The sequence below is a fragment of the Escherichia sp. F1 genome (assembly GCF_046764225.1).
In the GTDB taxonomy this organism is placed as follows: Bacteria; Pseudomonadota; Gammaproteobacteria; order Enterobacterales; family Enterobacteriaceae; genus Escherichia; species Escherichia coli.
The window spans coordinates 986045-1000721 of the sequence record NZ_CP177202.1 but is presented as its reverse complement, the minus strand read 5'-3'; the positions used below and the strand labels follow the sequence as shown (position 1 = coordinate 1000721).

General features: G+C 39.8%; 16 protein-coding genes. 9 read left to right on the top strand and 7 right to left on the bottom strand.

Translation table 11 applies throughout. The features are described 5' to 3' along the window. Positions 1 to 78 precede the first annotated feature (78 nt). The 4 genes from araE to ACK8NJ_RS04775 form a co-directional block, all read right to left on the bottom strand. Complete coding sequence (gene araE, locus ACK8NJ_RS04790; RefSeq protein ID WP_000256437.1) at positions 79 to 1497, bottom strand: arabinose-proton symporter AraE; 1419 nt, start codon at positions 1495 to 1497, stop codon at positions 79 to 81. A 314-nt stretch (positions 1498 to 1811) separates the two neighbouring features. Beyond that, complete coding sequence (gene kduD / locus ACK8NJ_RS04785; protein WP_000603518.1) at positions 1812 to 2573, bottom strand: 2-dehydro-3-deoxy-D-gluconate 5-dehydrogenase KduD; 762 nt, start codon at positions 2571 to 2573, stop codon at positions 1812 to 1814. Between the two features lie 29 nt (positions 2574 to 2602). After that, entirely contained in the window at positions 2603 to 3439 is an 837-nt protein-coding gene (gene kduI / locus ACK8NJ_RS04780) for a 5-dehydro-4-deoxy-D-glucuronate isomerase (RefSeq protein ID WP_000383251.1), read from the bottom strand. 286 nt (positions 3440 to 3725) lie between these two features. Further along, positions 3726 to 4907 (bottom strand): acetyl-CoA C-acetyltransferase, encoded by a 1182-nt coding sequence (locus tag ACK8NJ_RS04775; RefSeq protein ID WP_000656041.1) that lies wholly within the window; start codon positions 4905 to 4907, stop codon positions 3726 to 3728. Positions 4908 to 5161: 254 nt separating this feature from the next. On the opposite strand from ACK8NJ_RS04775, the gene ACK8NJ_RS04770 reads away from it, so the two are divergent. The 4 genes from ACK8NJ_RS04770 (at position 5162) to yqeJ (ending at position 9101) form a co-directional block, all read left to right on the top strand. After that, a complete protein-coding gene (locus tag ACK8NJ_RS04770; RefSeq protein ID WP_000065955.1) occupies positions 5162 to 6391 on the top strand; it encodes an amino acid permease in 1230 nt (409 codons plus the stop codon). Positions 6392 to 6850: 459 nt separating this feature from the next. Beyond that, a complete protein-coding gene (locus tag ACK8NJ_RS04765; RefSeq protein ID WP_001305805.1) occupies positions 6851 to 7483 on the top strand; it encodes a helix-turn-helix transcriptional regulator in 633 nt (210 codons plus the stop codon). 333 nt (positions 7484 to 7816) lie between these two features. After that, positions 7817 to 8626: a winged helix-turn-helix domain-containing protein gene (locus tag ACK8NJ_RS04760; RefSeq protein ID WP_001308915.1), complete on the top strand. Its 810-nt coding sequence runs from the start codon at positions 7817 to 7819 to the stop codon at positions 8624 to 8626. Continuing rightward, positions 8619 to 9101 (top strand): protein YqeJ, encoded by a 483-nt coding sequence (yqeJ, locus tag ACK8NJ_RS04755; RefSeq protein ID WP_001559737.1) that lies wholly within the window; start codon positions 8619 to 8621, stop codon positions 9099 to 9101. The genes ACK8NJ_RS04760 and yqeJ overlap by 8 nt, the downstream gene beginning before the upstream one ends. Before the next feature lie 32 nt (positions 9102 to 9133). Here the strand turns inward: yqeJ and ACK8NJ_RS04750 are convergent, their stop codons facing one another. Beyond that, on the bottom strand, positions 9134 to 9214 hold the full coding sequence (locus tag ACK8NJ_RS04750) for a hypothetical protein (protein WP_072132081.1): 81 nt from the start codon (positions 9212 to 9214) through the stop codon (positions 9134 to 9136). 35 nt (positions 9215 to 9249) lie between these two features. Next, positions 9250 to 9675, bottom strand: coding sequence for a protein YqeK (yqeK, locus tag ACK8NJ_RS04745; protein WP_411962168.1), 426 nt, complete (start codon positions 9673 to 9675; stop codon positions 9250 to 9252). A gap of 429 nt (positions 9676 to 10104) precedes the next feature. Between yqeK and ACK8NJ_RS04740 the strand changes: the two genes are divergently transcribed. The 5 genes from ACK8NJ_RS04740 to ACK8NJ_RS04720 all read left to right on the top strand — a co-directional run bounded on the left by ACK8NJ_RS04740 (position 10105) and on the right by ACK8NJ_RS04720 (position 13997). Continuing rightward, a complete protein-coding gene (locus ACK8NJ_RS04740) occupies positions 10105 to 10596 on the top strand; it encodes a hypothetical protein (RefSeq protein ID WP_000804521.1) in 492 nt (163 codons plus the stop codon). A gap of 225 nt (positions 10597 to 10821) precedes the next feature. Beyond that, positions 10822 to 11313, top strand: coding sequence for a tetratricopeptide repeat protein (locus tag ACK8NJ_RS04735; RefSeq protein ID WP_000102383.1), 492 nt, complete (start codon positions 10822 to 10824; stop codon positions 11311 to 11313). Between the two features lie 334 nt (positions 11314 to 11647). Next, complete coding sequence (ygeH, locus tag ACK8NJ_RS04730) at positions 11648 to 13024, top strand: HilA family transcriptional regulator YgeH (protein ID WP_411962167.1); 1377 nt, start codon at positions 11648 to 11650, stop codon at positions 13022 to 13024. 167 nt (positions 13025 to 13191) lie between these two features. Further along, positions 13192 to 13410: a hypothetical protein gene (locus ACK8NJ_RS04725; RefSeq protein ID WP_000184104.1), complete on the top strand. Its 219-nt coding sequence runs from the start codon at positions 13192 to 13194 to the stop codon at positions 13408 to 13410. An 83-nt stretch (positions 13411 to 13493) separates the two neighbouring features. Continuing rightward, positions 13494 to 13997: a lytic transglycosylase domain-containing protein gene (locus ACK8NJ_RS04720; RefSeq protein ID WP_001239198.1), complete on the top strand. Its 504-nt coding sequence runs from the start codon at positions 13494 to 13496 to the stop codon at positions 13995 to 13997. 18 nt (positions 13998 to 14015) lie between these two features. Here ACK8NJ_RS04720 and ACK8NJ_RS04715 read toward each other — a convergent pair whose 3' ends face one another. Next, a complete protein-coding gene (locus tag ACK8NJ_RS04715) occupies positions 14016 to 14648 on the bottom strand; it encodes a LuxR C-terminal-related transcriptional regulator (RefSeq protein WP_137513338.1) in 633 nt (210 codons plus the stop codon). Positions 14649 to 14677 lie beyond the last annotated feature (29 nt).

Here is a 14677-nt window from a genome sequence, read left to right as displayed (position 1 = left end):
CAAACGCCTCAACGGCCAGGTGCCCAATCTCTATTAACGAAAAAAGGACCGGATGTACAGCACATCCGGCCCGTGAAATCAGATGCCGATATTTCTCAACTTCTCGCCTGCCATCAGTTTGCGTTCGATATGTTCCAGCGTGACATTTTTGGTTTCCGGAATGAGCCAGAAAGTGATGCCCACAAACGCAATGTTCAGCGCAGTGTAGAGCCAGAACGTACCGGCAGCGCCAATGCTATCAAGCAGTGTCAGGAAGGTCGCGCCGATAATCATATTCGACACCCAGTTTGTCGTCGTTGAGCAGGTGATGCCAAAATCGCGGCATTTCAGCGGCTGAATTTCAGAGCACAAGATCCACACCACTGGCGCGGCGCTCATCGCATAACCGGCAATACACATCATCGTCATGCCAACAGAGAGCCAGGACAAGCCACTGGAAGCCGTACCGTTATCAAACTGCATCAGGCAGTAACCCAGCACCAGAGTGCCTAACGCCATCACGCTGAAACCAATTTTCAGAGCCGGTTTACGCCCTGCTTTATCTACCGTAAAGACCGCAATGAAGGTGGCGAACATAAAGGTCAGCCCCACGACCAGAGTCGCAATCATCTGTTGTTCTGTGGTCGTAAAGCCCGCCATTTTGAAGATACGCGGCGCGTAGTACATGATGATGTTCATACCGGTAAACTGCTGCATCGCCTGCAACAACATACCGAGAAACACAGCACGACGGACGTTACGGTTGATCTTAAACAGTGCCCAACCGCCCTGTTTTAACTTCAGGCTTTCACGAATTTCGTTGAGTTCTTCTCGCGCTTTTTCCGACGTATCGCGCAGCATACGCAATACTTCTTCCGCCTCAATATGACGCCCCTTTTCCGCCAGCCAGCGCGGGCTATTTGGCAGGAAGACCACCAGAATAATCAGCAGAACTGCTGGTAAAGCAAGAACCCCCAACATTGCGCGCCAGTTACCGCTATAACTGAACGCTGTATCGGATAAAAACGCCAGCACGATGCCGAGAGTGACCATCAACTGGTACATGCTGATCATCTTACCGCGAACGTTTTCACTTGCCATTTCAGAAAGATATAGAGGAGCGGTGTAAGACGCGATCCCGACAGCAATGCCCAACACCACACGAGCGGCGATTAACATCTCTACGCTGGTCGCAAAAGCGGACCCTATCGAGCCGAGCACAAACAGGATGGCCCCCGCCATCAGGCTGTATTTACGCCCCAGGCGGAACGACAGCCAACCATTAAACAGCGCACCAATTGCTGCGCCGAGCATCATGCTACTGACCACCCATTCCTGCAAACGGCTGGTCAGCACAAAGTGATCGGTAATGAACGGCAAGGCTCCGGCGATTACGCCGATATCAAGACCAAATAACAATCCTGCGACCGCAGCAGCTACCGAAACAAACATATTCATACGCCGCGTATCCCGCAAAGAACGTGGCGTTAAAGCAGATTCCGTATTGATAGTAACCATTTTTTCCTGCCAGCAGAGAGTAAGACATAGTGAAAAAATACGTGAACAATTCACACAGGTGTCAGGTCGGAAATAGCATAAATATGGATTAAATTGCTGCGACATGTCGTTATGTGATGGATATTCCAATTTTCAAATTAAGTTGAATAATTGAGATTATTATTAACCACCTAATTTTAAAGCAGATAAAATTCATAAAGTTTATTAATTGATAATTGATATGGATTATTTCATAACCATGATATGGATTATGATGATCTACAGGTATAAAAAACCCTGCCATGCGGCAGGGTCATAAAAGTAAGAAGAATGGATTAACGAGCCAGCCAACCGCCATCCACGGCAATGGTATAACCATTCACATAATCTGAAGCACTGGAGGCAAGAAACACTACCGGCCCCATCAGGTCACTCGGCAGTCCCCAACGGCCAGCTGGAATGCGGTCGAGAATTTCCGCGCTACGTTGTTCATCTGCCCGTAGTTGTTGAGTATTGTTGGTCGCCATGTAACCCGGAGCTATCGCATTAACATTAATGTTGTGTTTAGCCCATTCATTCGCCATCAATCGCGTCACGCCCATTACGCCGCTTTTTGATGCGGTATAAGAAGGCACACGGATCCCGCCCTGGAAGGAGAGCATTGACGCGATATTGATAATCTTGCCGCCATTGCCTTGCGCGATAAAGTGTTTCGCCGCTGCCTGAGACATGAAGAATACGCTCTTGATATTCAGGTTCATGACATCGTCCCAGTCTTTTTCGCTGAACTCGAGAGCATCTTCGCGCCGAATCAATCCGGCGTTATTCACCAGGATATCAATATGACCAAACTCAGCTACCGCGCGATCCAGCAGTGCTGGAATGCCATCAATCTTTCGCAGATCGGCGGTCAGGCTTAAAAAACGACGCCCCAGCGCCGTGACCTGCTTGATGGTTTCAGTCGGTTCAACGATGTTAATGCCAACAATGTCACAGCCCGCTTGCGCCAGCCCCAACGCCATCCCCTGACCCAGTCCAGTATCACAACCAGTGACGACCGCAACTTTACCTTCGAGAGAAAATGCACTTAAAATCATAACAATACCTTATTCGTTTATGCCCACAACTAGCGCAAATCTTTAACGGCCACATGGTCCATATCATCAAAGACCTGGTTTTCACCGACCATGCCCCAGATAAAGGTATAAGCTTTGGTTCCGACACCGGAATGGATCGACCAGCTCGGGGAGATCACCGCCTGCTCGTTATGCATCACAATATGACGCGTTTCTTGCGGCTGCCCCATCATGTGGAAAACGCAGGCGTCGTCATCCATATTGAAATAGAAATAAACTTCCATCCGGCGCTCGTGGGTGTGACACGGCATGGTGTTCCACAAGTTACCCGGAGCCAGCTCCGTCAGCCCCATACTCAATTGGCAGGTTTCCAGTACATCCGGGACAAAATATTTGTTAATCGTGCGACGGTTACTGGTGAGGTTATCGCCTAACGTGACTGGAGATACTTCGTCCGGTGTGACTTTTTTGGTGGGATACGTCGTATGCGCAGGTGCACAATTGTAATAAAACTTCGCCGGAGTAGCGGTATCAATACTGGCAAAGACAACTTCTTTTGCGCCTTTACCAACATACAGGGCTTCGCGGTGACCGATTTCATAGCATTGACCATCGACGGTAATCGTACCGGCACCGCCAATATTGATAACACCTAACTCGCGACGTTCCAGGAAATAGCTTACGCCGAGTTGTTTACCAACTTCCCCGCCAACGGAAACCGTTTTAGTTACCGGCATAATGCCGCCAACAATAATACGGTCAATGTGGCTGTAAACCATGGTGTACTCATCGGCGACAAATACCTTTTCAACCAAAAATTCATTGCGCAGCCCCTGGGTATCCAGCGTTTTTGCATGCGCACTGTGGATGCTCTGTCTTACGTCCACATCAACCTCCGATAATCAGTGAAGCGTGAAAATAGAAAACGATAGTGAAACGCTGTTTCGTTTTCTCTATAAGGGGATGATATGCCCACGGGATAGGGTTTTCAATTAAAAATAAAACAATGTTTCATTTTTAAGTTAAGGACTGAAAAAAGTGCAGTGTCGATCACGAATATGTCATGAGAATGGAAAAATCAGGGAGCCCTGAAAATGTATGTCGACTCGCCAGCCACCATTATTCAACAGATTAATGACGGCTGATATTTATCGGTAAGGAGGAAATGCAGAGCTATTCGTCACGTTCAATGGTCAATGCCACGCCCTGGCCCCCGCCGATACAAAGCGTAGCCAGTCCTTTGCGGGCATTACGTTTCACCATTTCATGAACCAGAGAAACGAGGATTCGGCAACCGGAAGCGCCTATTGGGTGACCGAGTGCGATCGCGCCACCATTGACATTGACCCGACGCTCATCCCATTCAAGCATCTTGCCAACCGAAAGCGCCTGTGCAGCAAACGCTTCATTAGCCTCGATAAGATCGACATCAGCCAACTGCCAGCCAACACGCTCCAGGCAACGGCGGGTCGCATACACCGGCGCAATTCCCATCAATGCCGGATCTACACCAACGCTGGCAAATGCGCGGATGCGGGCCAGCACGGGTAAATTCAACGCTCGTGCTTTGGCTTCGCTCATCATCATTACTGCAGCTGCGCCATCGTTTATGGATGATGCATTACCCGCTGTCACAGAGCCGAGACTATCAAATGAAGGATTTAAACGGGCTAAGCCTTCTGCACTGGCGTCAGTGCGTGGCTGTTCATCGGTATCAACAACCAACGTCTGACCGTTACTTTGGGTCATTACCGGGACGATCTCATCTTTAAATCGTCCGGCGTCAATCGCCGCTCGCGCTTTTTGTTGCGAGCTAAGTGCGTAAGCATCCTGCAACTGACGGCTGATGCCATATTCGCGAGCCAGATTTTCGGCGGTGACACCAATATGATAATCATTGAAGGCATCCCACAACCCATCGTGCACAAGACTATCAACCAACTGGCTATTGCCAAGCTGTGCACCGGTGCGGCTATCAGTCAGAACATGTGGTGCGCGACTCATGTTTTCCTGACCACCGGCGATGACAATATCAGCCTCGCCACACTGTATCGCCTGAGTAGCCAGATGCAGTGCTTTAAGCCCGGAACCGCAAACGTCATTAATCGTGATTGCAGAAACGCTGTTAGGAAGACCACCTTTAATAGCCGATTGTCTTGCCGGATTCTGCCCTGCCCCTGCAGTCAACACCTGACCAAGAATCACTTCATCCACCGCATATGCAGAAACACCGGTACGTTCTATTAACGCTTTCACGACCAGGCTGCCAAGTTCCACGGCGGAATGACCCGCTAACGCACCACGAAAGCAGCCGATAGGTGTCCGTAACGCCCCGACAATCACAACGTCTTTCATCACAACCTCACACCAATTAACAGTGCAATAGTAAATGATTGTTAATTACAGTTATCTTAATTGTTTAAAAAAAGTGATTTTTATCACAAAGGAAATACGCCTGACCAGCAGTCAGAGACATAACTGGCACGTAAGGTTTGCAACCACTAACCCACCAATAGAGAGGTAGAAAGGGCGTTAATCTCCCATACTTAACCTGGTTTATGGTAAATTGCCCTCCATTTTGTTTAATTTGTAGATGATACGTTCAGATAATGTCTAATATTTGGTCAAAAGAAGAAACTCTGTGGAGTTTCGCGCTCTACGGCACAGCCGTTGGTGCAGGCACGCTCTTCCTTCCTATTCAGTTAGGTTCGGCAGGGGCTGTGGTCCTGTTTATTACTGCTCTGGTCGCCTGGCCTTTAACATATTGGCCACATAAAGCCTTATGCCAGTTCATCCTCTCATCAAAAACATCAGCAGGTGAAGGGATAACGGGCGCGGTAACACACTACTATGGCAAGAAGATTGGTAATCTGATTACCACGCTGTACTTCATCGCCTTTTTTGTCGTCGTGTTGATATATGCCGTTGCAATTACCAACTCACTTACGGAACAGCTGGCAAAGCATATGGTTATTGATCTTCGCATCCGTATGTTGGTGAGTCTGGGTGTTGTATTAATCCTGAATCTCATTTTTCTGATGGGACGCCATGCCACTATTCGGGTAATGGGATTTTTGGTATTCCCATTGATTGCCTATTTCTTATTTCTTTCTATTTACCTGGTCGGTAGTTGGCAACCTGAACTATTAACTACCCAGGTAGAGTTCAATCAGAATACCCTTCACCAGATATGGATATCGATTCCCGTGATGGTTTTCGCCTTTAGCCATACGCCCATTATTTCTACGTTTGCCATAGACAGACGTGAAAAATATGGCGAACATGCTATGGATAAATGCAAAAAAATTATGAAAGTCGCTTATCTCATCATCTGCATAAGTGTACTGTTCTTTGTCTTTAGCTGCCTGCTTTCTATTCCACCTTCGTATATTGAAGCGGCTAAAGAAGAAGGGGTTACCATTTTATCGGCGCTTTCTATGCTGCCGAACGCCCCAGCATGGTTGTCAATTTCCGGGATTATTGTCGCAGTAGTTGCGATGTCGAAATCATTCCTGGGTACGTACTTTGGCGTTATTGAAGGTGCCACAGAGGTCGTCAAAACAACATTACAGCAGGTTGGTGTAAAGAAAAGTCGTGCATTTAACCGCGCACTATCAATTATGTTGGTATCGCTGATTACCTTCATTGTTTGTTGCATTAACCCGAACGCGATTTCGATGATTTACGCGATCAGCGGCCCGCTCATTGCCATGATACTGTTCATCATGCCTACGCTGTCAACGTATCTCATCCCAGCGCTTAAACCCTGGCGTTCCATCGGAAATCTGATTACGCTGATCGTGGGTATCCTGTGCGTATCGGTAATGTTCTTTAGCTAATATCCATTGTGAATGGTTCAAAATTGCTACAATTTTGAACCATTCCAGTTTTCATAATGTTCATTTGTTATAATTCCGCTCTATCACTTCTCTCGTCATATCCTAGTATTATCAGTTAGTTAAACACACAAAGAGATCTGAACATCTTAAATAAGACTATTTAAGATGCATAACTTAGATTCGCAAGATATCTTTTGGTCATTCAAAAACAATTTGCGATATAGATATTCTCATACCATGAGATAGTTATCTGAACCACCATCAACCAGGTAAGATTAAATCAGTGAAACATAATCATATTTAATAACGAGAAATGCATTTTTAAATGCTTTACTCAGAATTATAGCAAATTCAGATTAATCGCAATTTTTCCCAGCAAATTTACAAAATCATGGTGTATTGACATCATCAATAACCAATGAAATTATGCAATTATATACGGATAGGGAGGTTCTTAACATGGGGCTTTGTAGTCGTTATAAAAGTCTTACATGCAATAGTTGCTCAATGCATTGCCAAATAATGCCAGAAGAGTCACCGCGTTTGCAGTATTGCGCAAACTCGTGTTTTTGTATGTGGCCCGAAGAAAGTTCATATTTTAATCGTGGTGTGGTGGAAGGTATTTTAACAAAAAACCACAATGCGAGATTAAGCGGATATATTTTTGTCGATTTTTCAGTAAGTTTTTTACGTCTATTCCTTGAAAAAGACTGGATTGACTATCTTGCAAGTACTGACATGGGGATTGTTTTAGTCAGCGACCGCAATATGCAATCGTTAGCTAACTACTGGCGAAAACACAACTCTGCAATATCTGCTGTCATATATAATGATGATGGTCTTGATGTTGCCAATGAAAAGATCAGACAACTATTTATTGGTCGTTATTTATCATTTACCAGAGGGAACACATTAACTCAGATGGAATTCACCATAATGGGATATATGGTTTCTGGTTATAATCCATATCAGATTGCTGAAGTTCTGGATATGGATATCCGTAGCATCTACGCGTACAAGCAACGAATCGAAAAGAGAATGGGTGGTAAAATAAACGAGTTATTTATTCGTTCACATTCGGTCCAACATTGATACTCAATAATCTGCCAGAATCATACTCTGCTTATACGGGCATCTATTGAAATGCCCGTATTTTACAAATAAGCAGTACCCCCAAGAGTAAACAACATGGTATTTAAAACCATCACACGAAAAATTCAGAAGCATTACGAAATATGAATTTACAAACAATAGTGGCATAAATGTTAATCATGTTAATTTACGTAAAGTTTTACGTTGCGACATTAAAGCCTCATTTCAATCATTATGATAAATATAAAATTAATATATATTTATGCCGTAAATACCAATATACTTAGCAAACTATGTGATTTCCATTTCGATTGATTTAGTGTCTATTGACGTATGTACTGGATTATTAACGATAATATCGAGTTCTGGCCTGAGCACCGAAAATTAATATCGGTACATAACGCCGATCTTAACGTCGTTCTGACAACGCCAGCCAGTCGTTGTTTATCACTTCTACTTGAAGCTTTTCCTGATGTGGTTGCACAACAAGATTTTTTCACCAGAGTCTGGGAAGAAGAAGGTATGCGTGTGCCAACTAACACGTTATATCAGAACATATCCATTATCAGACGCGGTTTTCGCGCTGTTGGTGATACCACCCACTCGCTTATTGCAACCGTGCCGAGAAGAGGATTCAAGATTCATAATGACATTAACATACAAAATCATGCAATAAACTCTTCAACAGACGCACATACACACAATGCCCCACCTGCCGTAAAAGGTAATGCGGGGTACAAAGAGAGCATTGGTGGCGCAAACAATTTCAATAACAAAATCCTCAAACATATAAAAAGTTATCTAATTATGTTGAGCATATTTGCTATAGGCATATATTCTGCACATTGGCTATGGAATAATAATCAACCGAAGCCATTCTTCAAGGATTACAAGACTGTTGCGGAAATTAATGGCTGCCATTTTAATGTGACAGAAGATACAATTGATGGGTTGAAAGAGTTCGATAAATATAAGACACGGATACTGGATTCGGGGATTAACTGTAAAAAATATCCGTGGTTATACTTCCCTCTTGCAAAATCCTCACCAGGGATGATTGTTATGGCATGCAATAAAAACTATAACCAACATGAAGTGGCAGGCTGTTTAACCCTGTCTTACCGTGAGGTTAATCGTGATTGATTATAAAAAAAACTTATTATTTATTTTAGTTTTTATCAGTGGGTTTATTCTCTTCATTGTTTACTCTTATACTGCAGAAAAAATGACATATAATGAAACATGCACTGCAAATTGGGTAATTTTTAATGACAAGGGGCGAGCAAATCTTACCATCGACTTTATGTATAACCAAAAAAATAAAACAGGAACTGTTGCGTTGAGCGGAACCTGGCAACAAGGTAACAGAGAAAGTAAGTCAATACGGCGAAATATTGAATACACATGGATTGAAAACTATGACACAGCCCATTTAACATCAAAGAAAGTTAATAAATTTGAGATCATGGATCAAGTCGATGATGATAGACTTGCAGAACTTATTCCTGATTTTTATGTCTTTCCAGAAAAAAGTGTAAGCTATAATATACTAAAGCAAGGTAAGCATGCTTTTATTTTGAGTATTGGTAACAGAGCAATAATGCATTGTACAAGGTAAACTTAAACAGATAATAAAAAGATGGAACCTCGTTAATCATAAAACAATAAAATTAAATATGCTTGTAGTATATGCCAGTATAAAGCATCAAAGTTTTGATCAACATCTTTCATTTTAGATATCACCTTGCAATGTAAAATATCATGCATCAACAACATCTGGTGCAAATCCATGAGGCGAACTCAACATTCATCTTAGCTCTATTATTATTCCTTCGTACAGTCGATGTAAACAATACAGAAAGAGGATTATTAAGAACCAGTTTACTTAGTGAATCAATAGAGGAAAGGACTAACGTTTCTTTAAAAGAATTGATTTCATCATCTGTTAAACTAAACTCATCATTGACAGATCGTGAGATATAGCTGTTTTTAACTTTACTCTTTACGTTGACTTTACTGACAGAATTAACATTCACATATCTTGAATTTAGTGCCCATGATGTTGTTTGCGTGAGAACCTTCTCAGCATTAAGGAATTTTTTTAACGGAATCCTTGGTTTCTTTTTCGAGTCCGAATTTACAATATCATGCATATAGACCATTTCATGAATCTGCGAAAACTCAATGTCCATTATATACCTCACATTTTTACCGTGACTCGATGTTACTGTTCAATAATCACCTTCCATCAATACTAAATTTAATACCCCTAATGTGCCGATAACAAATATAGTCATTCTACGTAACGTCTCCATAAGGTGATAACCTTGATCAAATGAATTTCGAAAATAATAAAGGAAATCTTTTGAGATGTTTGTCACGAATAAAGCTATTTATGTTACCAATATCATTTCGAGTGTGCACACTATCTATCTGTTTTTTCAGGATATAAAAAACAACATGTAAGTTATGTAAATTGCCGATGCTACTAGGTAACATTATGGTAAAAAAAGTAAAAATGAGCGATTTTTGATAGAATAAAGCATGAGAAAAGGTGATATTTGACATTATCAGAAGCTGCGAATTCGGATTTTGCTCTAATCAAATGAGAGAAATGTAAAATGAAGCCACGAAATATTAATAATAGCCTACCACTGCAACCATTAGTTCCTGATCAGGAGAACAAAAATAAGAAAAATGAAGAGAAATACGTGAATCAAGTTAAAATTACGATGAGGTCTGGTTTAAATTATATTGAACAAGAATCTCTTGGAGGAAAATATCTAACACATGATTTGTCAATAAAGATAGCGGATATTTCTGAAGAAATAATTCAGCAAGCAATATTATCGGCTATGAGCATATATAAATTTCCGATAACAGATGATTTAATGAGTATGGCTACAAATGAACTCATAAAACTGGCCAAAATAGAGAATAATTTAGACCTGAATAAATTCTCTACTATATGCACCGACGTTCTATCCCCCCTCGTCACCAGACATAATAAAGAAAAAAAACCAGACGACTTACTGCCCTTCGCAAAAATCCCCTTTTTAATTTTCATCGAAAAAATGGAAATTGATAATATGAATCAAGGTCATGCATATTAAGGCATTTATGAAATGTCGTAAATAAGATAACTAATAAGGTGAATATTAGCAAAACAACTAATGACATTATTGGTTTATAGTGGTCAGTATTTTTACTAATAATGAACCAATATACCCATAAGCAATGCAAGCTTAAAACTCATAATTCAAAAAAGATAAATGCAAAAAAATAATGAGTCAATTAATAATAATTTAGCATCACGAAACACATCACAGAGGAATATTATGAGCACAGATACACTTGAAATATTCAATAACAGTGATGAATGGGCAAGTCAACTAAAACACGCATTATCACAAGGAGAAAATCTGGCATTACTACATGGATTGACTCCTGATATCCTTGATAGAATATATGCATATGCATTCGACTACCATGAAAAAGGTAATATAACGGACGCAGAAATTTATTATAAATTTCTGTGCATTTATGCGTTCGAAAATCATGAATATCTAAAAGGTTTTGCATCAGTATGCCAGTCAAAAAAGAAATATCAACAAGCATATGACCTTTACAAACTAAGTTACAATTACTCCCCGTATGATGACTATTCAGTTATTTATCGTATGGGTCAATGTCAAATTGGGGCTAAAAATATCGATAACGCAATGCAATGTTTCTATCATATTATTAACAATTGTGAGGATGAAAGTGTTAAGAGCAAAGCACAGGCATATATTGAACTCTTAACTGATAATTCAGAAGATAATGGCTAAGCATTACAATCTTTTGGTTAAAATTGCTGGTTATAGTGCAGTTAACTACTATGACCAGCTTCTCTTATGTTTTCTTAAATCAACATCTTAAAACAGTTAAGAACACACTATAAATTATTATTTTTCAACGCGTTAGAGAACAATCTATTTTATCAAAATTGAATAAGGCTATTTCAGATTACATCACTGAATTCCTAAGATAAATTAGTGAACACAACCATAGATATGTCGAATGTAAACTCCTATAGCATTAATGACACATAAATATGAATAGCCACAATTTCTATTGCTTATGCAGGATGCAAGAAACCAATTTTTTCATAGAGGTTAACTAATGGACTTAGAAAATAAATTCTCATATCATTTTCTTGAGGGATTAACGCTCACGGAAGATGGAATTCTTACTCAAGGAAATGAGCAGATTTATATTCCACCGAAAGAGTTAGGAGTATTGATCGTATTACTTGAATCCGCTGGTCATGTTGTCCTGAAAGATATGATCATCGAATCAGTATGGAAAAATATTATTGTAAGTGACGAGTCCCTGACAAGATGTATCTATTCTTTGCGCTGCATTTTTGAAAAAATTGGCTATGATCGTTGCATAGAAACAATCTACCGGAAAGGTTATCGTTTCAGTGGACAGGTTTTCAAAACTAAAATAAATGAAGATAACACTTCAGACTATTCCATAGCTATATTTCCTTTCACCACTTCATTGAATACTCTGGATCCATTAATACTTAATCAGGAATTAGTGCAAAACATTTCGAATAAAAAAATCGATGGCCTTTATACCTATCCGATGGCTGCGACAAATTTTTGTAATGATCACATATCGCAAAATTCATTTTTGAGAAGATTCAAGCCAGATTATTTCGTTACAGGAAGAATAAACCAGAATAACGCAGTGAAAACTTTATACATTGAACTGATCGATGCTAAAAATATTTTCCTCATCGCCAGTAATCATCTTCCTGTTGATGAACTACATAACACATCACAATTTATTATAGATAATATCCTTCAAACGGTACATAATCCAGAGCGTTCTGTAAGATTAGCTAAACCGGACCAAGGTAACAAGAATCATTATTTATCAGATGAACTGTTGGCTGGTAAGAAAGAACTTTACGAGTTTACTCCTGAAAGCATTTACAGGGCTATGGCTATATTTGATGGATTACAAAATAAAAGTGATATACAGACGCTAAAAATAGAATGTTATTGTCTGCTAGCGGAATGCCATATGTCTTTGGCACTTCATGGAAAGTATGAACTTGAACTTGCTGCTCAAAAAGCATTAGAGCTTTTACATTATGTATCAGACATAACCAATGTCGATGGAAAAATTTTAGCTATTATGGGACTGATAACTGGTCTGTCTGGACAAGCAAAAGTATCTCATATCTTATTTGAACAGGCTAAGATACACACAACTGATATAGCCTCTCTCTACTACTATAGAGCACTTGTCAACTTTCATAATGAAAGAATTGAAGAGGCAAGGATTTGTATAGACAAATCACTACAACTCGAACCCAGAAGACGAAAAGCAGTTGTGATAAAAGAGTGTGTAGATATGTATGTGCCTAACCCGCTCAAAAGCAACATGAAACTCTACTATAAAGAAACTTCGAGTGAAAGCCATCGAGTTATAATTGACAACATTTTGAAACTAAAGCAACTGACGAGAATTTGTATGCGATAAATCTTTATTGTCGCAATTTTATTGTTTAGATTTATGGAACTGGTTATGTAAACAACAGAGATGAAAACATCTAAGATAATTACCTTATTGCAATATATATCAAATACTTTAGATTAAAAAGTATTGCGTATAGGCTATTGGCCTGGACAAATAAAAAAGGGAACTTTATGACTAATCCAATCAATATGAATAATTTTTCTCAAAGTTTAAATATAGCAACCGCAACAGGTGATGAAGTCGTTTCATTAGATAAACACATCACCACCAGTGCTACTGATACAGATCAAATACAAGCATTTATAGTTTCAACATGGATGGCATCTTTTCAAAATGATATGTATTCAAAAGATAATCCTATCTCTCCTTACTATGAACTGGAATGGTAGACAATTAACCACTTAAATGATTAACGAGATACTGATTATATTAGTATCTCGTTCCTTTCCTTCAATCCTACACATAAAAATATATGCGCTTACCCAAAGTTAAAATCTTATCCATCTTCATGTTTTCTATATTAATTACAAAAATGTCTTTCGCCAGTAGCGCTTGCTTTAATGAAGCAGGATCAATTTTCAGAATCGAACCAAATTTGATCAAAGCTATCGCTCTTGTTGAAAGTAATTTAAAAAATGATAGCATCGGAAAGAACAGGGATAAGAAAAACAATATAAAGAGTTTTGATTATGGTTTAATGCAGATAAACCAGATGCACATTCCCATGTTAAAAAAACGTGGAATAATAAAAGATGAACGAGATTTGTTAGATAACCCCTGTCTGAACATTAAAATAGGGACCGAGATTTTATATAATCATTTTTCACGTTGTGGGGTAACGTGGCAATGTCTGGGGACTTATAACGCGGGTTTTGCAATGGAAAACCAAAAAAAGAGGCTGCAATATGCAAAAAAAATATATGTTGTATATACCAGACTTAATGAAATAGACAAACGTAAGGCTTTAGCAAAATGAGCCTAAAGCCTCTTTTTTTTATATAGTGCAAACACCCATACGTAAAGCTGTTTTGATCAACTCGATACCACTGTGAACATCTAATTTCTTCATGATATTGAGTCTATGAGTTTCGACTGTTTTCCTGCTTAACTGCAAGAAATTAGCGATTTCTTTGTTTGTTTTTCCATCAGCTATGAGTTGTAGTATTTCAGACTCACGATTTGTAAGTTGATTATCAGAGGAATATCTTGAAGATATTTTTTCACAATCCATGTGTACACTATCAAAATAAGTGTAACCATTACTAATCGAATCAATAGCGCGATTTAGTTTCGCCGGGTGACTGGTTTTCCATACGCATCCTTTTGCACCGGCTTCAAGCAATTTTATTGAATCAATATACGGCATTTTTGCTACAAATGTAATAATATGAGCATCTATTTTATGCGATTTAACCCATTTAATGAGTTCGGCCCCCATCATTCCACCTGCAAATTCTCCTAAAATAAATATTTGGGCTGCAGATTTGTTACACTCCGCTATAGCTTTCTTCAGATCTTTATAGCCCCCAACAACCTCATATAAATCGGGATAATGTCCGAGAAATCCAATTATCCCATCAATCATAAACGGCTGCTGATCTGAAACTACAATTTTAATCTTTCCCATATATTCATCCTGAGTGTAAATGCTATAAC

Excerpts from the sequence above, each read along its gene's own strand:
- araE (WP_000256437.1), bottom strand. The coding sequence starts at position 1,497 with ATGGTTACTATCAATACGGAATCTGCTTTAACGCCACGTTCTTTGCGG.
- kduD (WP_000603518.1), bottom strand. The coding sequence starts at position 2,573 with ATGATTTTAAGTGCATTTTCTCTCGAAGGTAAAGTTGCGGTCGTCACT.
- ACK8NJ_RS04775 (WP_000656041.1), bottom strand. The coding sequence starts at position 4,907 with ATGAAAGACGTTGTGATTGTCGGGGCGTTACGGACACCTATCGGCTGC.
- ACK8NJ_RS04770 (WP_000065955.1), top strand. The coding sequence starts at position 5,162 with ATGTCTAATATTTGGTCAAAAGAAGAAACTCTGTGGAGTTTCGCGCTC.
- ACK8NJ_RS04765 (WP_001305805.1), top strand. The coding sequence starts at position 6,851 with ATGGGGCTTTGTAGTCGTTATAAAAGTCTTACATGCAATAGTTGCTCA.
- ACK8NJ_RS04760 (WP_001308915.1), top strand. The coding sequence starts at position 7,817 with ATGTACTGGATTATTAACGATAATATCGAGTTCTGGCCTGAGCACCGA.
- ACK8NJ_RS04750 (WP_072132081.1), bottom strand. The coding sequence starts at position 9,214 with ATGAAAGATGTTGATCAAAACTTTGATGCTTTATACTGGCATATACTA.
- yqeK (WP_411962168.1), bottom strand. The coding sequence starts at position 9,675 with ATGGACATTGAGTTTTCGCAGATTCATGAAATGGTCTATATGCATGAT.
- ACK8NJ_RS04740 (WP_000804521.1), top strand. The coding sequence starts at position 10,105 with ATGAAGCCACGAAATATTAATAATAGCCTACCACTGCAACCATTAGTT.
- ACK8NJ_RS04735 (WP_000102383.1), top strand. The coding sequence starts at position 10,822 with ATGAGCACAGATACACTTGAAATATTCAATAACAGTGATGAATGGGCA.
- ygeH (WP_411962167.1), top strand. The coding sequence starts at position 11,648 with ATGGACTTAGAAAATAAATTCTCATATCATTTTCTTGAGGGATTAACG.
- ACK8NJ_RS04725 (WP_000184104.1), top strand. The coding sequence starts at position 13,192 with ATGACTAATCCAATCAATATGAATAATTTTTCTCAAAGTTTAAATATA.
- ACK8NJ_RS04720 (WP_001239198.1), top strand. The coding sequence starts at position 13,494 with ATGCGCTTACCCAAAGTTAAAATCTTATCCATCTTCATGTTTTCTATA.
- ACK8NJ_RS04715 (WP_137513338.1), bottom strand. The coding sequence starts at position 14,648 with ATGGGAAAGATTAAAATTGTAGTTTCAGATCAGCAGCCGTTTATGATT.